The sequence below is a fragment of the Streptomyces sp. NPDC028711 genome, assembly GCF_055565415.1.
Genome location: NZ_JBVHUJ010000004.1, coordinates 267896 through 287993 on the forward strand (window position 1 = coordinate 267896; position 20098 = coordinate 287993).

Genomic DNA, 20098 nt, shown 5'->3' on the forward strand with positions numbered 1-20098 from the left:
GTGGCTCAGCGCGCGGCCGCGAGGAAGAGCAGGTCCTCGGCGGTCGACCGGGGGCCGGCGCCCGGCTGCTCGTGGAAGTCCCGTACGCGGCGTGGCTTCCGGGGCGGCTCGGTGAGGGCCGGGACGCGGCGGTTCTCCAGCTGGGAGAGCGAGTCGATGCGGTAGTCGTCCGGGGAACCGGGCGAGACGATGCCGCCTTCCGCGAGCATCGGGAGCTTGTCGAGCTCGACGCCGAACTTCTTGCCGGTGAGGGGGATCTCGAAGCTGAGCTCGTTGAGCCCGTCGATGATCCAGTTGGCGAAGGCGATCAGACCGTTGATCGGTCCCTTGACGACCCCGAGCACGGCGCTCAGACCACCCTTGACCAGGTCGCCGATGCCCCGGAGGGACTTCGACACCGCGTCCTTCGCGGTACGGAAGAAGCCGGGCACCTTCTCGGTGACCCAGGTGACGATCGGCCGGACGGCGTTCTTGACGCCGCCGAGCGTGTTCGAGGCGATCGTGCGCAGGGCCCGTACGGCGGAGGAGACGGCGGAGCCGATCTTCGAGATGCCGCCGACGGCGGCTCCGACGATCTTGAGAGCGGTCTTGAAGACGGTCAGGTACGCCCTGACGTAGGTGCCCACGGCCGTGCCGAGGAGCTTCACGATCGGCTGGATGAACTTCCAGACCGCCTGGAACCCCTTCAGTGCCTGGTCGAAGACCTGCTTCATGATCCGCTGTCCGGTCTCGGAGTTCAGCGCGAACTCGATGAGGTACGCGGCGACGGGGACGATGATGCCGACGAGGAAGCCGAGCGGGTTGGCGCGCATGGCGACGTTGACGGCGGTCATGGCGACGGCGGCGACGGTCGCGAGGGTGCCGAAGGTGCCCATGAGGCCGGTGATGATGCCGGCGACGGGCAGCAGCGGCGCGAGGACCGCGAGGACGCCGCCGACGCCGGTACCGATCTTCCGTGCCGCGGACCCGGACCTGGTGGCCTTGGCGCCGAAGCTCCGGACCCCGCCGCTCGCGGGGGAGCGCCCGAGCCGGGCGATCGAGCCGGAGGCGGCGGAGGCGCTCTGCCCGAGCGCGCGGACGGGAGCGGTCGCCGCCCGGGCTCCCGCGCGGAGCCGGTCGACGCCTCCGGCCGCGTCCAGCACGCCCTGCCGGACGAGCCGTACGGCTTCCGCGGCGCGCCCGGCGGCCGACGCGAGCCCGGCGAAGGCCGACGCGGTCCCGGCGAGCGGGTTCAGGGGCATCGCGGCGGTACTCATCCGCGTGCCTTGGCCAGGTACATCAGGGCGTCCGCCGTGGACTGCGGGTCACTGCCCCGGGCGGCGTGGTAGTGCTCGATGTGCAGTCCCGCGCCGGCCCCTCCGGCCCGGACGCCCTGGGCCGCACGGGCGCGGCGGGCGGTGAGGGCGAGCAGCCGGTCCAGCTTGGAGAGCGGCAGGACGGCCTCGGCCTCGCCGGCCTCGGCGAGGATCGCCGGGACGCCGCCGTGGCGGGGCATGACGACACCACCGGTGGCGAGCATGGGGATGGTGGGCAGATTGACGCCGAAGGTCTTGCCGCCGACGATCGGCACCCAGCCGGGGACGCTGACCTTGACCCTGTTCAGGCTGCCGATCATGCCGTTGATCAGCCGGATGACGGAGTTGATCGGGGACTTCACGCCGTCCTTGATGCCGTTGAACGCCCGGGACGCGATGTCCTTGAGGCCGTTCCAGACGGACGACATCTTCTCCTTGACGGCGCTGAAGGCCTTCGGAATCGCCGTCCTGATCCAGTTGACCACCGGGGTGATGACGGCCTTGATGCCGTTCCAGACCGTGCTGATGACGGTCTTGATGGCCTTCATGACCGTCGTGATGACCGTCTTCCAGATCTTCACGTAGGTCTTGATGACGGTGGCCACGGCCTTGACGACGGTGGAGATGGCCTTCTTGATGCCGTTCCAGACCGTCTTGATCAGGCTGCCGGCCTTCTTCATGATCGGGCCGATGGCCTTCATGACCGAGCCGATGACGGTCTTGATGGCGGAGAACGCCTTCTTCATGATCGTCTGCATCGTCTTCGAGCGGGCCGCCATCTCGACGATCTTCTCGATGAGCGGCATGAAGAGTTCGAGCAGCCGGGCGAGGATGTTGCCCTTCATGGACTTGTTGAGCTTGTCCTGGCCCTTGGCGGCCTTACCGGCACCCGATTCGTACCTGCCGAGCTTGCCGCCGGCCGACTGGGCCGTGGTGCCGGCCTTCTTCATGGCGCGCTCGGCCTGGTCCGAGGCCGTCTTGAGGCTCTTGAGCTCCTTCGTGGAGCCTTGCGCGGCCCCCTTGACGCTGTTGATGCCGCGCCCCGCCGACGAGGCGCGCTGACCGAGGGTCGACGCGGCGCGGTCGGCGGTGGCCGAGGCCGATCTGAACTGCTGCAGCGATCCGGAGGCGTTCTTCAGGGAACGTACGAGGGACATGTGCGTCCACCTCTGCTCTGGGATACGGAGATGTCGATGGAGGGGGTGAACGTCAGGACAGGGCGGCGGCGAGCAGGTCGACCCGGCGTTCGAGCAGCGTGACCTGGTCGGTGGCGCCCTGCAGCGAGGGGGAGGAGCCCATGTGGCGCACCTGCTGTCGGGAGACGTTGTCCCGTGTGGTCATGCGTCCGACCTTGCCTTCGAGCACGCCGATCCGGACGTTGGAGTTACGGATCTTCGTGTGGGCGTTGACGACCATGTCCTGGAGGCGCCTGATCGCGTACTCGGGCGACTCCCTCTCGCGGCGCCGCTTCTCGTCCTCCGTCAGCTTCCAGAGGATGCCGAAGCGGTTGCGCTCCCAGCCCTTCTTGTTGAGCCACCTCTCGATGGCCGGATCGAGGTTGATGAGGGAGAAGAGTTCGAACTTCAGGATCGTGAACGCGAAGGCCGCGCCCACGATCTCCGGGTCCTTCCAGAACTGCCACCACTTGGCGGCGGTCTCCTGCTTCACCCAGGCCTGGGTGGCGAGCTGCTCCTCGGTGGTGGTCTTGGTCAGGGCCGCCACCCTGATCTCGGAGATCCGGGCGAGGCCGGTCAGTGCGGTGGTGTCGGCCTTGCCCTTCAGGCTCTCCCGCAGGTCCGCTATCTGGGCCTTGAGGTCCTCGGGCTGTTTGTCGCTCATCGGTGATTCCTCCGGTTCCGGTTGTCATGGAGGTGAGGGGTGCACGGGTCGGGGCACGACGAAGCCCCTGCCGGCGGAGCGCGGCAGGGGCTTCGTGGTACGGGTGCGGAGGGCTTCGGTCAGGTGGTTCTGCCGGTGTTCCGCCGGGTGGTCCTCGTCTGCTCCCTGAGGTGTACGGCGGCCGGTACCGCGACACCGGTCAGGACCAGGGCGAGGGCGGCGACCCAGTGGCGGGTCTCCTGGCCCATGAGCAGACACGCCACGGCGCCGACGCCGGCGCCCCAGGTGGGGACCAGGGCCATGCGGCGGGGAGGGACGAGGTCGGTGAGCGAGGCGACGGCGACGTACCCGACGACGAAGCCGGCGAGGAGGGCGAGGGCGTACCACCCGCCGCCCTCGGCGAGGGTGTAGCCCTTGCGCGTACGGACGACTCCCACGTCGACGGTGCCCGCGACACCCCAGAAGAAGAGGCTGCATGCCGTCAGGCCCACAGCGACGCGCCATCCCGTTCGAGTCATGCCCGGATCCTAGGGGCGACGTGCCGACCGGGCCGGGCTGTTCGACAAGACACCCCCTAGGGGGTACGGCGGAGTTCGGCGAGGGCGTCGTTCCAGCCCGCCGCGTACGCGAGGGTCTCGCAGCGGGACACCTCGGCGTACAGGCTGCCGAGCAGCGCTCTCTTGTCGAGGGCGACGGGTCCGTCGAGGAGCTGGCGGAGGCGGTCCTGGAGCGGGATGTGCGGTCGCGATGCCTCGGCCTGCTGAGTCATGGACGCCTGCCTTCCGGTTGCTTGCCCGTGCGTGCGTGGCGGCGCCGCGGGGTGAGGAGCGGGGGCACCACGTGTTCGAACCTCTGTGCGAACAGAGTGTGGAACACCTGTTCGATGTTTGTCGAGCGGTAAACACCTGACGGCGTGTCTTCTGGCTGGTTTCCGGGGTGTGTTGATCCCGGAAACTGGGCGTGCGTTCGACCGGGTAACCTGAACGACGCTCCTCGGACCGGACCACTTCGGGGTGCGAGGGGCGCGAGGGGCGCGCGGGGACCCCAGGGGGCTGGAAGGCAGTACTGACGCATGGACACGGAGCCGGGCGGCGGGCGGCGGGACCGAGTCATCGACTGGCTCGCCTCCCACCCCGATCTGCCCCACCTCTTCGCACGCCTCTCCGAGCTCGTCCTCGTCCACGGACACGCCACCGAGGACCTCGTCGTGATGCCACGGAGCGAGGTCGACCGCCGGGAGACCGCCGCGTTCACCGCGGGGTGGGCCGAGGCGGTGTCCGACGAACTGCCGCGCATCCGCAGGGAGTACGAGAAGCGCGTCGCCGACGCCTACGCGCAGGGACAGGGTGACGCGCGTGGAATCCGCCGTCCCCAGCGGCGTACGGATGCCGGGACCGGCCAGGAGAGCGCCCGGGTCATCGCGCTGCCCTTCGCCCGGCTTCTCGAACCGCCGGCGTCCGTCGTCGAGGCCGAGGAGCGGGTCCGCAGGGAGCGCCAGCTGTTCGAACAGCGAGCCGACCGCACCGACCGCACCGACCGCACCGACCGCACCGACCGCACCGACCGCACCGACCGCACCGAGCGTGCCGAGCGCACCGAGGGGCGTCCCGAGCCCGAGCCCGAGCACCACTCGGGAGCCGAGCCCGACACCGAGCCGGACGTCCTGCTGACCGCCCAGGAGAGCCGCACCCGCCGGAACGCCCAGCCGGTGCGGAAGGTCGTCCGCGGCAAGGGCGGCCGCCCCATCGTTCCGCCCCTGGCCGGAGTCCCCGTCCAGTCCGCCGCCGACCGCCGTGACGCCGAGCCCGCCGAACCGGAGTCGCGCGCGGGCAAGGGGCGCCGGCTGTCCGACCGGGCCAGGGACCTGGAGAAGGACATGACCGCCGAGCGAGCACGGGAAGCGCCCCCGGAGCCCGCTCCCTGACGGGAGGGGACTCCGGGGGCCGCGGGATCACCCGAAGAACCGGGCGAGGGCGTGGGGCGACACCGCGTCGCCCCCCTCGTCGGGCGGGCTCTGCCCGTCCGGGTCCGTGTCCTCCGTGTCCCCGGCGGAGTCGCCGGGACGGGGTACGGGCGCCGGGGCGTCCGGCATGTCGCCGTCCTCGCCGGTGTTGACGCAGGCGAACATCCAGTTGGCCACCGCGAGATGGTCCACCGAGGCCGCGAGCAGATGGTCGGTGACCGACCACTCGGCGGCCTCCCCGTGGAGCTCGCGCTGGACGGCGCTGTCCCGCGGCAGGTGCTTGATCAGCGCCGCGACGCGACGGCTGGAGAGCGTGCCGCGGTGCCAGTCGAGGAGATCGGTGGAGTAGTAGCGGAGGAGATCCGCCTCAAGGGCCTCGGCGTGTTCGTCGACGAACTCGACGAGGCTCAGTCTTCCCCCAGGCCGAGCCCGGTCTCCTTGCCGTAGGCCTCCAGGATGGCGGCGATGTCCTGCATGGTGATGTCGTGCTGCTCGAAGCGGGCGAACTGCTTCTCCCCCATCAGGAGTCCGAGCAGGCCGTCCACGTCGTTGTCGTCGAGCTCGCGCAGCGCCTTGGCCGTCGCGCGGCTCAGTTCGGTCGGAAGGGTGTAGCTCTCGCCGTCCAGCTCGAAGGACCAGGCGCGGCCGTGGGCCTCCTGGCGCTGGGCGCGGGCGGCGTTGACGTCGAATCGGGCCATGGTGACGCGTACTCCTTGTTTCTGGTGAGGGAAAGGAAGAAGCAGAGGGTGGGGCGGGACGGCGGTCGGCCGTCCCGCCCCGGGCGGTGCGGGATCAGACGGTCGTGGAGTACTGGCTGTCCTGCATGAGGAAGGTGGCCAGCGGCTTGCCGTCGCCGTTCGACATGGCGGTGAAGGTGATGCCCAGCTGGGACGCGGCCTTGCGGGCCAGCTTGATGTCGTCGGAGGCGGTGACCTGGCCGCGCGGGATGATGAAGCGGTACTTGACCGCGGTCGTGCCGCCGGCCTTGACGTCGGTGAACTCCAGGCCGAGGGCGCGGGCGTCGGCGAACGGACGCTCGGCGATCTCGTAGCGGTACGTGTCGGCCGGGGTGGTCTCGGTCTTGACCGAGCCGCCGCCCATGAAGAACGGCAGCGTGTTCTCGTTGAACTGGAGCATCGAGAACTTCAGCGAGAGGTCGCGGCTGGAGTAGATGTAGTGGATCGGGGAGACCGACTGCCACGAGTCGATGGCCTCCAGCTTGTCCTTCTTGGAGAAGGTGACGCCGTCGCCGGAGGTGTAGCCGAGGTCCGTCCAGCCGGCCCAGTCGGTCTCGGAGTTGGCGCCGAAGGCCGGCAGGTCGGTGCCGGCCGTGGCCACGTAGAGCTTGCCGGTACCTGCGACGCGGATCTCGGCGGAGTTGTTTCCTGCCATGGTGGGTTTTCTCCTTGGGTGGGGTGGGGCGCCGCCCCGGGCGTCGGACCCGGGGTACGGCAAAGGCCCCGCCGGACGGCGGGGCCTGGTCTGTGGGGGCGAGCGGTTCCGGAGAGCGCCTGGAGGGCGTCCGGAAGACGCTCCTCGGAGGGCGCCCAGAAGACGCTCAAGTCGTCTAGAACACGCTCAGGGAGAGGCGGATGACGCAGAGGTAGCGGTTGGCGCCCCGGTAGAGGTAGTCGGGCAGCCAGCGCGGGCCGTCCTGCTCCTCGACGTCGTGGACGACGTTGTTCGCGCCGATCTGCTTGCCGATGGTGGCGAGCAGGGCCCCGCGGGCGCCGTTGGCGAGGACGTGGGCGGCGTTCTTGGTCGGCCCGTACACCTCGAACTCGATCAGCGGCATGTCGACGTGCAGGTCGCCGATCCAGGCGCCGCCGCGGCGGTTCACCAGGACGGCGCTCTGGGTGCCGTCGAAGCCGGCCGGCGGGTTGACCGCGATGGTCGCGCCGGCCAGGGCCGGGTCGGCCTTGAGGACGTCGACGACCAGCTTCTCGACGTCCGGGAACGCACTCGGGGGAGTGGTCATGACGGTTTCTCCTCGGAGAGGGGTACGGGGCGGGGTGCCGTCCGGGGCGCTCCGGCGGGAGGGGGACGGGCGCGGAGCCGCGCCCGGACGGCGAACGGCGAAGCCGCCGCCCGTCCTGCGGGCGCAGCTCCGCCGCTGCACCAACTGTGACAGAGAGCGTGCGCGCACGCAACTAATACGGCTCCAGGTGGGCCCGGTACCGTGACCGCCACCGACCGAGGAGCCGCCCCGTGACCGCCCGCCCCACCCTCCTGTACGTCACCGACCTCGCCTACCCGGCCCGCGGACGGCGCTACTGCGACGAGGACATCGACCTCACCGCCCGGCTGCGCGAGCACTTCGACCTGGCGCTCTGCCACCCGCGCGACGCCGCCGCCCTCATGGACGGCTTCGCCGCCGTCGTCGTACGGAACAGCGGCCCGGTCCTCGGCCACCAGCGGGAGTACGACACCTTCCGCGCCCGGGCCCTCGCCCGCGGCACCCGCGTCTACAACCCCCTCCACGGCCGCGGCGACATGGCCGGCAAGCAGTACCTCCTCGACCTCACGGCCGCCGGATACCCCGTCATCCCCACCGTCGACAGGCCCGAGGACCTCCACCGCCTCCCCGAGGCCGCCGCCTACGCCGTCAAGCCCAAGGCCGGTGCCGACTCCATAGGACTGCGCTTCGTCCCGTACGGGGAACTCGCCGCCCTCACCTACGGCGAGCTCCTCGTCCAGCCCCGCGTCGACTTCCGGTACGAGGTCTCCTTCTACTTCGTCGACGACCTCTTCCAGTACGCCCTCCACGCCCCCGACCCCGAACGCCGCTGGGTCCTGGAGCCGTACGAGCCCACCGGGGACGACCTCGCCTTCGCCCGCCGCTTCGTCGACTGGAACACCCTCGACCACGGCATCCAGCGCGTGGACGCCTGCCGCGCCCCCGGCGGCGAGCTGCTCCTCGTCGAACTGGAGGACCTCAACCCCTATCTCTCCCTCGACCTCGTGCCGGCGGAGACCCGCGACCGCTTCGTCGCCGCCCTCACCGACTCCCTCCACCGCTTCCTGGCGGCATGACGAAGCGCCCCGCGTCCGGAGGGAACCGGACACGGGGCGCTTCTCGTACGGGAAAGGGGTCAGGCGGTACGGGGACGGCGGCGGGCGGTCCGCTCGGCGGCGAACACGTCCTCAAGGCGGAAGAGCTGGGCCCGTCCCGCCCGGCCCGCCGCGGCCAGATGGCCCAGCTGGACCCACTTCCGGATCGTCGCGGGGGCCACCCCCGCCTCCTCGGCGGCCAGCGGCCCCGGGATCAGGGCAGGCAGCGCGATCGAGCTCAGCATGCGGGTTCCTCCCGGTGGTCCATCGCGGTCTCGATCTCCTCGGTACGGGCTCCGGAAGCGGCCGCCAGCTCCGCCCACTCCCGCTCCGGCCACAGATGCCGGTAGGCGGCGTCGTCCCGACAGCCGCACTCCTCGTCCGCGCACACACAGGCCGGGTTGACGCAGAGCACCGCGCGCCGGTCGGGGAAGGCCCGCAGCGACACCGAGTCGCACCAGGGGCAGCGTCCCGACACCCGGACGACCGTCTCGGGGTCGCCGAGCGTCCGGGCGCACCGCCGGGCCATCCGCCGGATCTCGTCGCGGACGTGCCGCGCCAGGTCTGGGTGGGCCGCGATCGCGTCGAGCAGCCCCACCACCCGGCGGAGCCGGTCGAGCACCCCGGCGCGGGGCGGCCGGGCCAGCGCGAGCCGGGCGCACACCGCCTCCTCCAGCTCCACCACCCCGTCGGTGATGTCACGGATGGCGTCGGAGACGTGCAGCCTGATCGGGGCGGCGCCGTGACCGGGGACGGCGAGCCCGTGCCGCTGCTGGAGGAGCAGCGCCTCGCGGCGCTCCTCGCGGATCTGCTCGTCACGGCCCGCGGGGGAGGGGGCGGGGGCGCCTCCGGCGGGGCCGCGGCGGCCGGGCGCGAGCTCGTCGGCGAGCTCGGGGAAGTGGCGTACGAGCGAGGCGGCCCAGAGCGCGATGTCACGCAGTACGGGTTCGAGGGTGACGCCGGAGGGGGCACTCCCCGCGGGAAGCCCCGCGGCCCGGGCGGTGCGGCCGGCCTGGCCGTTGCGGTCGGTCCGGGCGGTGCGGTCAGCCACGGCGGCGGCTCCCCGCCGACGCGAGCGCCTTCGCCACGCGCCGCTGGTCCGCCGGGCGGCCGTTGCGCCAGAGGCGCCCGGCGCAGACGCCGTCGAAGTAGCTCTCGGCGGGGGCCACCGCCGACTCGCACTCGCGGCGGACGGGGCAGGCGGAGCAGGCGCGCAGGGCCGGGGCCGCCTCCTTGGCGCGGCGGGCGAAGACGACGGACGGGGAGAGGCCGGTGCACGCGGCGGCGGCCTGCCAGGGGGTGGGGTCGGTCTGGAACAAGAGGGTCTCCACGGTCCGGGCCTCCGGAGCCGGTGGGGCCGGTGGGGCCTGTGGGGCTCAGGGGGCCGACGAGTGCGGCGGCGAGCTAGACTTACACGTTGCGTGCGAGCGCGCAACAAAAATAAACCGACACCTCGCCGTTCCCTTCCCGCCCGTCTCCACGATTTCGACACGTTGCGTACCCGAAACCAAGTAATTCTGTGCGCGCAAGCACGCTAGAGTTGAAACCCGGAGGAGTGGAGTGAGGAGCTGGACATGACCACTCGAGGGCTGGACGAGTTCGCAGGCTGGGTCGAAGGCCTGATGCGACGGCGCGGCTACGACATCGACAGCCCGCGCGGCGGTGGCAAGTCCCGGATCGCGGACGAGGCGGGGGTGCACCGCGCCGCCGTGACGCGCCTTCTGCAGCGGCAGAGCATGCCCGACCTGGAGACCATGCGCAGGATCGCCCCGCTGCTCGGCGTCTCCGTCCGCGACATGCTGATCCGGTCCGGTCGCGTGACCCCGGAGGAGCTGCCGATGGCGGCGGATCTGCTGCCGCCGAGCGACTGGCAGCCCTCGATGGAGGACTTCGCCCGCTGGCTCGGGGTGCCCGACGACCGCATGGGCGTCTTCGTCAAGGTCGTGAACCAGTTCCTGGAGCCCGACGCGGAGGCCGAGCGGCCGGCCGGGGCCGCCGCCGAGCCCCGTCGCACGGCCCGGGACTGACCCCGGACCTGCCCTGATCACCCCCGGTCCCGGCCCGTCACGGCCGGGACCGCCTGCGCGTGGGCATTTGTTTTGACCGGAGTCCATGCGATAGGTACGCTCAAGCCTTGTGCCTGGGGTGTGCCTGGGCTCGCGTGCGTGTCCTCAACCGCAAGGCGAGTCAGATACCGGCCACCGTGATCCCGTGCCTTTTCCGCCCAGGCGGAGATCAGCGAGATTCGACACACCCGACCGCGTGGGTCGGCGACTGTTCCAGGTTAGTTTCACCGACGGCACACAGAAACCGGAGAAGTAGTGCCTACGATCCAGCAGCTGGTCCGTAAGGGCCGGCAGGACAAGGTCGAGAAGAACAAGACGCCCGCACTCGAGGGTTCCCCTCAGCGTCGTGGCGTCTGCACGCGTGTGTTCACGACCACCCCGAAGAAGCCGAACTCGGCGCTCCGTAAGGTCGCGCGTGTGCGTCTGACCTCCGGCATCGAGGTCACGGCCTACATCCCGGGTGAGGGCCACAACCTGCAGGAGCACTCGATCGTGCTCGTGCGCGGTGGCCGTGTGAAGGACCTGCCGGGTGTTCGCTACAAGATCATCCGCGGTTCCCTCGACACGCAGGGCGTCAAGAACCGTAAGCAGGCTCGCAGCCGCTACGGCGCCAAGAAGGAGAAGTAAGAATGCCTCGTAAGGGCCCCGCCCCGAAGCGCCCGGTCATCATCGACCCGGTCTACGCCTCTCCTCTTGTCACCTCGCTGATCAACAAGATCCTGCTGGACGGCAAGCGCTCCACCGCCGAGCGCATCGTCTACGGCGCCATGGAGGGCCTCCGCGAGAAGACCGGTGCTGACCCGGTCATCACGCTGAAGCGCGCTCTTGAGAACGTCAAGCCGGCTCTCGAGGTCAAGTCCCGCCGTGTCGGTGGCGCCACCTACCAGGTGCCGATCGAGGTCAAGCCGGGCCGCGCGTCCACGCTGGCCCTCCGCTGGCTCGTCGGTTACTCCCGCGCCCGTCGCGAGAAGACCATGACCGAGCGCCTCATGAACGAGCTCCTCGACGCCTCGAACGGCCTCGGTGCGGCCGTCAAGAAGCGTGAGGACACGCACAAGATGGCCGAGTCCAACAAGGCCTTCGCGCACTACCGCTGGTAGTCGCAACCCACATCGAGACCGAGAGAAGACTGAGCCGATATGGCTACCACTTCGCTTGACCTTGCCAAGGTGCGCAACATCGGCATCATGGCGCACATCGACGCGGGCAAGACGACCACCACCGAGCGGATCCTGTTCTACACCGGCGTTTCGTACAAGATCGGTGAAGTCCACGACGGCGCTGCCACGATGGACTGGATGGAGCAGGAGCAGGAGCGCGGCATCACGATCACGTCGGCCGCGACGACCTGCCACTGGCCGCTCGAGAATGTCGATCACACGATCAACATCATCGACACGCCGGGTCACGTCGACTTCACCGTCGAGGTGGAGCGTTCGCTGCGCGTGCTCGACGGTGCTGTCACCGTGTTCGACGGTGTGGCCGGCGTCGAGCCCCAGTCCGAGACTGTCTGGCGTCAGGCGGACCGCTACGGCGTGCCGCGTATCTGCTTCGTCAACAAGCTCGACCGTACGGGCGCCGAGTTCCTCCGCTGCGTCGACATGATCGTGGACCGCCTCGGCGCCGTCCCGATCGTCATGCAGCTCCCCATCGGTTCCGAGATGGACTTCCAGGGCGTTGTCGACCTGGTCCGCATGAAGGCGCTTGTCTGGTCCGCCGAGGCCAGCAAGGGTGAGATGTACGACGTCGTCGACATCCCGGCCTCGCACACGGAGCTCGCCGAGGAATGGCGCGCGAAGCTGGTCGAGACCGTGGCGGAGAACGACGAGGAGCTCATGGAGCTCTTCCTCGAGGGCGTCGAGCCCACCGAGGAGCAGCTCTACGCCGCCGTCCGTCGCATCACCATTGCCTCCGGCAAGGGTGGCGGCGAGAAGACGATCACCCCCGTCTTCTGTGGCACCGCGTTCAAGAACAAGGGTGTTCAGCCCCTGCTCGACGCGGTCGTCCGCTACCTCCCCTCCCCCCTGGACGTCGAGGCCATCGAGGGCCACAGCGTCAAGGACGCGGAGGAGATCGTGCGGCGCAAGCCGTCCGACGACGAGCCGCTGTCGGCCCTCGCGTTCAAGATCGCGAGCGACCCGCACCTCGGCAAGCTCACCTTCGTCCGGATCTACTCCGGTCGCCTGGAGGCCGGCACCGCGGTGCTGAACTCCGTCAAGGGCAAGAAGGAGCGCATCGGCAAGATCTACCGCATGCACGCGAACAAGCGTGAGGAGATCGACTCGGTGGGCGCCGGCGACATCGTCGCCGTCATGGGCCTCAAGCAGACCACCACCGGTGAGACGCTGTGCGACGAGAAGAACCCGGTCATCCTGGAGTCCATGGACTTCCCGGCCCCGGTCATTCAGGTCGCCATCGAGCCCAAGTCCAAGGGTGACCAGGAGAAGCTGGGTGTCGCCATCCAGCGTCTCGCGGAGGAGGACCCCTCCTTCCAGGTGCACTCGGACGAGGAGACCGGCCAGACCATCATCGGTGGTATGGGCGAGCTTCACCTCGACATCCTCGTCGACCGCATGCGTCGCGAGTTCAAGGTCGAGGCGAACGTCGGCAAGCCGCAGGTCGCGTACCGCGAGACGATCCGCAAGGCCGTCGAGCGACTTGACTACACCCACAAGAAGCAGACCGGTGGTACCGGTCAGTTCGCCAAGGTGCAGATCGCGATCGAGCCCATCGAGGGCGGCGACGCCTCGTACGAGTTCGTGAACAAGGTCACCGGTGGCCGCATCCCGAAGGAGTACATCCCTTCGGTCGACGCGGGTGCGCAGGAGGCCATGCAGTTCGGCATCCTGGCCGGCTACGAGATGACGGGCGTCCGCGTCATTCTTCTCGACGGTGGCTACCACGAGGTCGACTCCTCCGAGCTCGCGTTCAAGATCGCCGGTTCGCAGGCCTTCAAGGAGGCCGCGCGGAAGGCTTCGCCGGTCATCCTCGAGCCCATGATGTCCGTCGAGGTCACCACGCCCGAGGACTACATGGGTGAGGTCATCGGCGACATCAACTCCCGCCGTGGTCAGATTCAGGCCATGGAGGAGCGCAGCGGCGCTCGCGTCGTGAAGGGCCTCGTGCCCCTTTCGGAGATGTTCGGCTACGTCGGCGACCTCCGCAGCAAGACCTCGGGTCGCGCAAGCTACTCGATGCAGTTCGACTCCTACGCCGAGGTTCCGCGGAACGTCGCCGAGGAGATCATCGCGAAGGCCAAGGGCGAGTAACTCTCCCGAGTTCACGCTTTAGGCTTGACACCAGTCGTCGGGGCCCAGACCCCGCAACCCGAGGAACGGGCCCCGGCGACTGGCATCCCAGCAAAGATCACCTGGCGCCGATGAAGCAAGGCGTACAGAACCACTCTCCAGGAGGACCCCCGTGGCGAAGGCGAAGTTCGAGCGGACTAAGCCGCACGTCAACATCGGCACCATCGGTCACATCGACCACGGTAAGACGACCCTCACGGCCGCCATTACCAAGGTGCTGCACGACGCGTACCCGGACCTGAACGAGGCCTCGGCCTTCGACCAGATCGACAAGGCTCCCGAGGAGCGCCAGCGCGGTATCACGATCTCGATCGCGCACGTCGAGTACCAGACCGAGTCGCGTCACTACGCCCACGTCGACTGCCCCGGTCACGCGGACTACATCAAGAACATGATCACGGGTGCGGCGCAGATGGACGGTGCCATCCTCGTGGTCGCGGCCACCGACGGCCCGATGCCGCAGACCAAGGAGCACGTGCTCCTGGCCCGCCAGGTCGGCGTTCCGTACATCGTCGTCGCCCTGAACAAGGCCGACATGGTGGACGACGAGGAGATCCTGGAGCTCGTCGAGCTCGAGGTGCGTGAGCTCCTCTCCGAGTACGAGTTCCCGGGCGACGACCTGCCGGTCGTCCGCGTCTCGGCGCTGAAGGCGCTCGAGGGCGACAAGGAGTGGGGCGAGAAGCTCCTCGGCCTCATGCACGCGGTGGACGAGTCCATCCCGCAGCCCGAGCGTGACGTCGACAAGCCGTTCCTGATGCCGATCGAGGACGTCTTCACGATCACCGGTCGTGGCACCGTCGTCACCGGTCGTATCGAGCGCGGCATCCTCAAGGTCAACGAGACCGTCGACATCATCGGCATCAAGACCGAGAAGACCACCACCACGGTCACCGGTATCGAGATGTTCCGCAAGCTGCTCGACGAGGGCCAGGCCGGTGAGAACGTCGGTCTGCTCCTCCGTGGCATCAAGCGCGAGGATGTCGAGCGCGGCCAGGTCATCATCAAGCCGGGTTCGGTCACGCCTCACACGAACTTCGAGGCGCAGGCCTACATCCTGTCGAAGGACGAGGGTGGCCGTCACACCCCGTTCTTCAACAACTACCGCCCGCAGTTCTACTTCCGTACCACGGACGTGACCGGCGTCGTGACCCTCCCCGAGGGCACCGAGATGGTCATGCCGGGCGACAACACCGCCATGAGCGTTGAGCTGATCCAGCCCATCGCCATGGAGGAGGGCCTCAAGTTCGCCATCCGTGAGGGTGGCCGGACCGTCGGCGCCGGCCAGGTCGTCAAGATCACTGCCTGATCTTGAAGTGACCCGGTAGCTCCACGAGCTGCAAGCAGAAGGCCCCGCACCTCTCGGTGCGGGGCCTTCTCGCGTTCCCCCCTAGGGCCGCCAGCTCCAGGGGTGTCCGTCCGCGCCGATGCCCACCACGGTCACCTCGCCCGACCCCAGGTGCAGCCCGGCCGACACGGCTGCCGCGCCCTTCGTACGGGTACGGGAGCGGCCCCCGGCCCGTACCGTCAACCTGCCCCGGACGTCCGTGCCGAGCAGCACGGTCCCGAGCGCCGCCGAGCGCGCGGCGACCACCCCTCCGTACCCGTCGAGACCGGTGTCACCGCCCGGACCGCGCAGCTTCTCGGCGGCCGGAGCCCGGAAGTAGAGCGCGCCGTTCGCGCTCGCCACCGTGGACCCGGAGCGCGGCAGTCGGCCCGTCCGCTCCTCCCCGTCCACCCAGTGCCGTACGGACTCCCGCCCCGCCGCGTAGACGTGCGTCCGGCCGGCCGCGTCCACCGACACCGCCAGGCCGTCCTGGACCTCCGCGTCCCCCGGCAGCCTCCGCCACGGGCCCCAGGAGCCGTCCGTCGCCCGTACCCGCGTCGAGACGCCCTTGTCCGCGTTCCGTACGAAGAGATGGACCCGGCCGTCGGGGGCGAGGGCCGCCACCGGGGCGCCGATCCGCCGTCCCCGGTCGTCCCCGCGCTCCGGACAGCCCAGCCCCCGCCAGGCGAGGAACGGGCCGCCGGGGGAGCGCTGCTCCAGGAGCACCACCTCGCGCCGGTTCGACCCGCCGTGCCCGTCGAGCGCGGCGAACCGCACCCCGAAGAGCAGCATCCGGCCGTCGCCGAGCACCGCCGAACCGAGCGCGGGGGCGAGCGGACCGCCGCCGAGGTCCGCCGGTTCGCCCCAGACCCCGGGCGCCGACTCGCGCCAGCGGACCGCGCGCAGCCCGAGGACGCCGTACGCCGAGAGCCGTCCGTCCGGCTCCTCGGCGAGCCCCGGGCCCGTCCCCGGCCAGCGGTGGTGCGTGGAGCGGACCCAACCCTTGCGGTTGGTCAGCGGCCGGTCGCCGCCGACGCCGTAGTCGCCGCAGCCCGAGGGGTTCCCGCACTGCCAGTCCGGGTCCCCGCCGTACGGGACGAGACGCGCGGCCTTCTCCGCCAGGACCGCCGGCGGGAGGTTCTTCGGCCAGTGCCGGTTGTAGTACCCGCGGAAGGCGGTCGTCGTGAACGCCGGTATGGGTTCGCCGTCGCGGACCGCGTCCGAGACCCAGCGGGTGAGCCCCGCCCAGGTGAAGCAGGCGACCGCCGTGTGGTCCCCGTGGTCCGAGTACCCCGGCTGCTCGGAGTTCCGCCGACGGGTGGCTTCGTCGCCGTCCTGGATGTCCGGGTCCGGGTCGAGGGTGTGCACCACCGTGGGCCGGTAGCGGGCGAGGAGCCGGGCGAGGGCGGCGACCAGCTGGTCGTAGTCGTAGGTGTCCGCGCGGGTGACGGGGGAGCCGGCCGGCAGATGGGTCCGTACCTCGAGGGCCCGGTCGTCCCAGAGCGCGGGCATGGCCATGTACCGGCGGGAGGTGTGCATCGGCAGGTTGAGGAAGACCAGCTCGATCCGGCGGGTGCCGTGCGTGAGCGTGTCGACCTCGGCCCGCCGGCCGCCGGGCAGCGTCAGCGTCTGCCGCCGCCACGGCGTGAACATCGGAAGGCCGAGCGCCACCGCGTACGACTGGCGCAGACCCTGGTGGCGGGCGGCCGAATAGGCCGCACGGTCCGGGGGAGTCCGGGGCATCCCCGCGATCCGGTTCCGGCCCGTGTGCTCGCCGGCCGTCACGTACACGGAGACGAGCGGGACGCCCGCGTCGAGCAGCCGCTGCGTGTCCGGGTTCATGAAGTACAGGTCGTCGTCCGGATGCGCGGAGAACTGCATGAGGAGCGCCCGCCCGGGCCGCGCCGGGGCGATCGGCTTCCCCGGCGCCGGATCGGCGGTCGGCGCGGTGCGCCGCGGCTCCGGTACGGAGCAGCCGGCGGCGGCCGAGGTGACGGCGGCGGCGGCGGCGAGCACCGATCGCCGGCGGGGTGGGGTGGGCTGCACGTCCGGGTCCTTCGCTCAGGGGTTCGCCTGGAAGACGGCCGTGCGGGCGAGGAGGTTGTGCCGTGCGGACCGCGTGGGAAAAAGATCCGGGGAAGCTCGCGGAGGAATGTCGAGCGGGCGATCATGGCTCCGACCGAAGGGTGACAGCGCGCCACAGGGGCACGCGGGACGGGGAGGACACCCGAGATGAAGTACGTCGCGATGATCTACGGCAACCAGGCCAAGTGGGACTCCTTCCCCGCCGAGGCCTGGCCCGAGGCGATCGCCCGGCAGGAGGCCTTCAACCGGAGGTACCGCGAGAGCGGCGAGCTCGTCGGCGCGTACGGACTCGCCGACGCCGCCGCCGCCCAGCTGGTACGCCGAGAGGGCGGCGCCCCGGCCGTCACCGACGGCCCCTACCTGGAGACCAAGGAGTACCTGGCCAGCTTCTACCTGCTCGACTGCGACAGCCTGGAGCGGGCCCAGGAGATCGCCGCCGACATGCCCTTCGCGGACGTCGACCCCGTCGAGCTGTGGCCGGTCCTGCACGAGTCCGCGGCGGACGTGTGACCGGCACCGACACCATCGAGGACCTGCTGCGCACCTGCGCGCCGCAGGTCCTCGGCACGCTCGTGCGGCGGTACGGCGACTTCGACCTCTGCGAGGACGCCGTCCAGGAGGCGCTGATCGCCGCCGCCGAGCAGTGGCCCCGGCAGGGCGTTCCCGAGCAGCCGCGCGGCTGGCTGCTCACCGTCGGCGCCCGCCGGTACATCGACCTGGTGCGCAGCGAGGCCGCGCGGAGGCGCCGCGAGGACGCCGTGGCCCTCGCCACCCCCGACTCCGCGCTCCTCGCGCGCGCCGCGGACGACACTCCGGGGACCGACCGGGACGACTCCCTGTCCCTGCTCTTCCTCTGCTGCCACCCGGACCTCAAGCCGCCCAGCCGGATCGCGCTCACGCTGCGCGCGGTGGGCGGCCTCACCACCGCGCAGATCGCCGCCGCCTTCCTCGTGCCCGAGTCGACCATGGCGCAGCGGATCAGCCGGGCCAAGCAGACGATCAAGGCGGCGGGCGGCACGCTCGCACTGCCCGAGGGCGAGGACCGGGCGCCCCGCCTCGCCGAGGTGCGGCACGTGCTCTACCTCGTCTTCAACGAGGGCTACACGGCCAGCGGCGGGGACGCGCTGACCGCGCCCGAGCTGTCCACGGAGGCGATCCGGCTCACGCGCCTGCTCCACCGGCTGCTGCCCGAGGACCCGGAGACGGCCGGCCTGCTCGCCCTGATGCTGCTCACGGACGCCCGCAGGCCGGCCCGTACGGGCCCGCACGGCGAACTGGTACCGCTCGCGGAACAGGACCGGCGGGCCTGGGACGCCGGGCTCGTCGCCGAGGGCCTCGCGCTGATCAGCCGCACCCTGCCGCGCGGCCAGGTCGGCCCGTACCAGCTCCAGGCGGCCATCGCGGCCGTCCACGACGAGGCGGAGTCCGCGGAGGCCACCGACTGGCCGCAGATCCTCGCGCTCTACGAGCTTCTGGAGCGGACCGGGCCGAACCCCATGATCACCCTCAACCGGGCGGTGGCCGTCGCCATGGTCCACGGCCCCGGGGCCGGTCTCGCCCTCCTGGACGAGGTGGCGGAGGACAAGCGCATGGCCCGGCACCACCGGCTGCTCGCCACCCGGGCCCATCTCCTCGAACTCCTCGGCGACGAGGAGGCCGCGGCCGTCGCCTACCGGGAGGCGGCCCGCCGGACGACGAGCGCCCCCGAGCGGCGCCATCTCACGGAGCGCGCACGGCGTTTGGGATGAACCGGAGGGGGGCTGCCGGACCGGGCGCACGCGCCCCGGCGCATGACCGTACGTGACGTGGGGTACAGTCTCCGGTTCCGATTGGCGGCCGGATGCCCCCGTATGGCAGACTGTCGGGGTTGCTCGGTTGAGTGCCGATGCTGCGCGCCTCCCGTCGGGAGGACCGGAAGCGAGTCCCACAGTACTCGTCGCCCCTTCTCAGGGGCGGACGTACGGGAATCTTCTGGGAAGCGTCAGCGGGGTACCGGCCAGGCACCCGGTGGGTGTTCTATCCCCGGCTCGCGGTCATGGTGACCGCGCCCCCTTGGTTGGGAAATCCTCAGGGATTTCTGCGTAGAGGGAGCGCGACACGCCCGACCGCGTGGGTCGGAGACGGGACCGCGCTGTTCGTCAGCACAGCCGATCGGGTTCCAGAGCGTTAACGAGACAAAGGACTACTAGTAGCCATGGCGGGACAGAAGATCCGCATCCGGCTCAAGGCCTACGACCACGAGGTCATCGACTCCTCGGCGAAGAAGATCGTCGAGACGGTGACCCGCACTGGTGCGTCGGTCGCGGGCCCGGTGCCGCTGCCCACTGAGAAGAACGTGTACTGCGTCATCAAGTCGCCGCACAAGTACAAGGACTCGCGCGAGCACTTCGAGATGCGCACGCACAAGCGCCTCATCGACATCCTCGACCCCACGCCGAAGACGGTTGACTCGCTCATGCGCCTCGACCTGCCGGCGGGCGTCGACATCGAGATCAAGCTCTGAGGTGACGCGCGAGATGGCTAAGAACATCAAGGGCATCCTGGGCGAGAAGCTCGGCATGACGCAGGTCTGGGACGAGAACAACCGGGTCGTCCCGGTGACCGTCGTCAAGGCCGGCCCCAATGTCGTGACCCAGGTGCGTACGAACGACGTCGACGGCTACGAGTCGGTCCAGATCGCCTTCGGCGAGATCGACCCTCGCAAGGTGAACAAGCCCCTCAAGGGTCACTTCGCCAAGGCCGACGTCACCCCGCGCCGCCACCTGGTGGAGCTCCGCACCGCTGACGCCTCCGAGTACACGCTCGGCCAGGAGATCACCGCCGAGCTCTTCGAGGCCGGCGTGAAGGTCGACGTCACCGGCAAGAGCAAGGGCAAGGGCTTCGCCGGTGTCATGAAGCGCCACAACTTCCGTGGTGGCAAGGCGTCGCACGGTGCCCACCGCGTGCACCGCAAGCCCGGTTCCATCGGTGGCTGCGCCACTCCGGGCCGTGTCTTCAAGGGCATGCGCATGGCGGGTCGCATGGGCAACGAGCGTGTGACCACCCAGAACCTGACCGTCCACGCCGTTGACGCCGAGAAGGGTCTGCTGCTCATCAAGGGCGCCGTCCCCGGCCCTAACGGTGGCCTCGTCCTGGTCCGCACCGCGGCCAAGGGGGTTTGAGGAACC

The 20098-nt window shown here is 70.3% G+C and carries 24 protein-coding genes; 11 read left to right on the top strand and 13 right to left on the bottom strand.

The window, feature by feature from the left end; all coding sequences use genetic code 11:
- Positions 1-5: 5 nt before the first annotated feature.
- The 5 genes from ACZ4VK_RS15680 to ACZ4VK_RS15700 form a co-directional block, all read right to left on the bottom strand.
- Complete coding sequence (locus ACZ4VK_RS15680) at positions 6-1256, bottom strand: tape-measure protein (protein WP_468352511.1); 1251 nt, start codon at positions 1254-1256, stop codon at positions 6-8.
- Complete coding sequence (locus ACZ4VK_RS15685) at positions 1253-2452, bottom strand: phage tail protein (RefSeq protein WP_468352513.1); 1200 nt, start codon at positions 2450-2452, stop codon at positions 1253-1255. The genes ACZ4VK_RS15680 and ACZ4VK_RS15685 overlap by 4 nt, the downstream gene beginning before the upstream one ends.
- A gap of 52 nt (positions 2453-2504) precedes the next feature.
- Positions 2505-3134, bottom strand: coding sequence for a hypothetical protein (locus ACZ4VK_RS15690; protein WP_468352515.1), 630 nt, complete (start codon positions 3132-3134; stop codon positions 2505-2507).
- A 119-nt stretch (positions 3135-3253) separates the two neighbouring features.
- Positions 3254-3652 (bottom strand): hypothetical protein, encoded by a 399-nt coding sequence (locus ACZ4VK_RS15695; RefSeq protein WP_468352517.1) that lies wholly within the window; start codon positions 3650-3652, stop codon positions 3254-3256.
- A 56-nt stretch (positions 3653-3708) separates the two neighbouring features.
- Positions 3709-3903 carry a hypothetical protein gene (locus ACZ4VK_RS15700; RefSeq protein WP_468352519.1) on the bottom strand — a complete coding sequence of 65 codons (195 nt, stop codon included), beginning with the start codon at positions 3901-3903 and terminating at the stop codon, positions 3709-3711.
- Between the two features lie 303 nt (positions 3904-4206).
- Between ACZ4VK_RS15700 and ACZ4VK_RS15705 the strand changes: the two genes are divergently transcribed.
- Entirely contained in the window at positions 4207-5058 is an 852-nt protein-coding gene (locus tag ACZ4VK_RS15705) for a hypothetical protein (RefSeq protein ID WP_468352520.1), read from the top strand.
- A 27-nt stretch (positions 5059-5085) separates the two neighbouring features.
- Here the strand turns inward: ACZ4VK_RS15705 and ACZ4VK_RS15710 are convergent, their stop codons facing one another.
- From ACZ4VK_RS15710 to ACZ4VK_RS15725, 4 genes are all read right to left on the bottom strand, one after another.
- Positions 5086-5385 carry a hypothetical protein gene (locus ACZ4VK_RS15710; RefSeq protein ID WP_468353288.1) on the bottom strand — a complete coding sequence of 100 codons (300 nt, stop codon included), beginning with the start codon at positions 5383-5385 and terminating at the stop codon, positions 5086-5088.
- Positions 5386-5504: 119 nt separating this feature from the next.
- The gene (locus ACZ4VK_RS15715) at positions 5505-5795 is read right to left on the bottom strand and encodes a hypothetical protein (RefSeq protein ID WP_468352522.1); all 291 of its coding nucleotides are present in this window, start codon (positions 5793-5795) and stop codon (positions 5505-5507) included.
- Positions 5796-5889: 94 nt separating this feature from the next.
- On the bottom strand, positions 5890-6489 hold the full coding sequence (locus ACZ4VK_RS15720; RefSeq protein ID WP_468352524.1) for a phage tail tube protein: 600 nt from the start codon (positions 6487-6489) through the stop codon (positions 5890-5892).
- A gap of 175 nt (positions 6490-6664) precedes the next feature.
- Complete coding sequence (locus tag ACZ4VK_RS15725) at positions 6665-7075, bottom strand: hypothetical protein (protein WP_468352526.1); 411 nt, start codon at positions 7073-7075, stop codon at positions 6665-6667.
- Between the two features lie 230 nt (positions 7076-7305).
- Between ACZ4VK_RS15725 and ACZ4VK_RS15730 the strand changes: the two genes are divergently transcribed.
- Positions 7306-8130, top strand: a complete 825-nt coding sequence (locus ACZ4VK_RS15730; RefSeq protein WP_468352528.1) for an ATP-grasp domain-containing protein — start codon at positions 7306-7308, stop codon at positions 8128-8130.
- A gap of 59 nt (positions 8131-8189) precedes the next feature.
- Here ACZ4VK_RS15730 and ACZ4VK_RS15735 read toward each other — a convergent pair whose 3' ends face one another.
- The 3 genes from ACZ4VK_RS15735 to ACZ4VK_RS15745 are packed head-to-tail and all read right to left on the bottom strand — an operon-like array spanning position 8190 to position 9479.
- Positions 8190-8393 (bottom strand): hypothetical protein, encoded by a 204-nt coding sequence (locus tag ACZ4VK_RS15735; protein ID WP_468352530.1) that lies wholly within the window; start codon positions 8391-8393, stop codon positions 8190-8192.
- Complete coding sequence (locus ACZ4VK_RS15740; RefSeq protein ID WP_468352532.1) at positions 8387-9199, bottom strand: hypothetical protein; 813 nt, start codon at positions 9197-9199, stop codon at positions 8387-8389. Before ACZ4VK_RS15740 ends, ACZ4VK_RS15735 begins: the two co-directional genes overlap by 7 nt.
- On the bottom strand, positions 9192-9479 hold the full coding sequence (locus ACZ4VK_RS15745) for a WhiB family transcriptional regulator (RefSeq protein WP_468352534.1): 288 nt from the start codon (positions 9477-9479) through the stop codon (positions 9192-9194). The genes ACZ4VK_RS15740 and ACZ4VK_RS15745 overlap by 8 nt, the downstream gene beginning before the upstream one ends.
- 243 nt (positions 9480-9722) lie before the next feature.
- On the opposite strand from ACZ4VK_RS15745, the gene ACZ4VK_RS15750 reads away from it, so the two are divergent.
- From ACZ4VK_RS15750 to tuf, 5 genes are all read left to right on the top strand, one after another.
- Positions 9723-10175 carry a helix-turn-helix domain-containing protein gene (locus tag ACZ4VK_RS15750; RefSeq protein ID WP_468352536.1) on the top strand — a complete coding sequence of 151 codons (453 nt, stop codon included), beginning with the start codon at positions 9723-9725 and terminating at the stop codon, positions 10173-10175.
- Positions 10176-10469: 294 nt separating this feature from the next.
- Complete coding sequence (gene rpsL, locus ACZ4VK_RS15755) at positions 10470-10841, top strand: 30S ribosomal protein S12 (protein WP_003948652.1); 372 nt, start codon at positions 10470-10472, stop codon at positions 10839-10841.
- Between the two features lie 2 nt (positions 10842-10843).
- On the top strand, positions 10844-11314 hold the full coding sequence (rpsG, locus tag ACZ4VK_RS15760; RefSeq protein WP_351213415.1) for a 30S ribosomal protein S7: 471 nt from the start codon (positions 10844-10846) through the stop codon (positions 11312-11314).
- A 39-nt stretch (positions 11315-11353) separates the two neighbouring features.
- Positions 11354-13483 (top strand): elongation factor G, encoded by a 2130-nt coding sequence (gene fusA / locus ACZ4VK_RS15765; RefSeq protein ID WP_389680882.1) that lies wholly within the window; start codon positions 11354-11356, stop codon positions 13481-13483.
- Between the two features lie 151 nt (positions 13484-13634).
- The gene (tuf, locus tag ACZ4VK_RS15770; protein WP_026058274.1) at positions 13635-14828 is read left to right on the top strand and encodes an elongation factor Tu; all 1194 of its coding nucleotides are present in this window, start codon (positions 13635-13637) and stop codon (positions 14826-14828) included.
- Between the two features lie 81 nt (positions 14829-14909).
- Here tuf and ACZ4VK_RS15775 read toward each other — a convergent pair whose 3' ends face one another.
- On the bottom strand, positions 14910-16892 hold the full coding sequence (locus ACZ4VK_RS15775) for a PIG-L family deacetylase (RefSeq protein WP_468352539.1): 1983 nt from the start codon (positions 16890-16892) through the stop codon (positions 14910-14912).
- Positions 16893-17078: 186 nt separating this feature from the next.
- Between ACZ4VK_RS15775 and ACZ4VK_RS15780 the strand changes: the two genes are divergently transcribed.
- The 4 genes from ACZ4VK_RS15780 to rplC all read left to right on the top strand — a co-directional run bounded on the left by ACZ4VK_RS15780 (position 17079) and on the right by rplC (position 20092).
- Entirely contained in the window at positions 17079-17441 is a 363-nt protein-coding gene (locus ACZ4VK_RS15780; protein WP_468352541.1) for a YciI family protein, read from the top strand.
- On the top strand, positions 17438-18679 hold the full coding sequence (locus ACZ4VK_RS15785) for an RNA polymerase sigma factor (protein ID WP_468352543.1): 1242 nt from the start codon (positions 17438-17440) through the stop codon (positions 18677-18679). The genes ACZ4VK_RS15780 and ACZ4VK_RS15785 overlap by 4 nt, the downstream gene beginning before the upstream one ends.
- A 446-nt stretch (positions 18680-19125) precedes the next feature.
- On the top strand, positions 19126-19434 hold the full coding sequence (gene rpsJ / locus ACZ4VK_RS15790; RefSeq protein WP_003948644.1) for a 30S ribosomal protein S10: 309 nt from the start codon (positions 19126-19128) through the stop codon (positions 19432-19434).
- A gap of 13 nt (positions 19435-19447) precedes the next feature.
- Positions 19448-20092: a 50S ribosomal protein L3 gene (gene rplC / locus ACZ4VK_RS15795; RefSeq protein ID WP_017239574.1), complete on the top strand. Its 645-nt coding sequence runs from the start codon at positions 19448-19450 to the stop codon at positions 20090-20092.
- Positions 20093-20098: the final 6 nt, after the last annotated feature.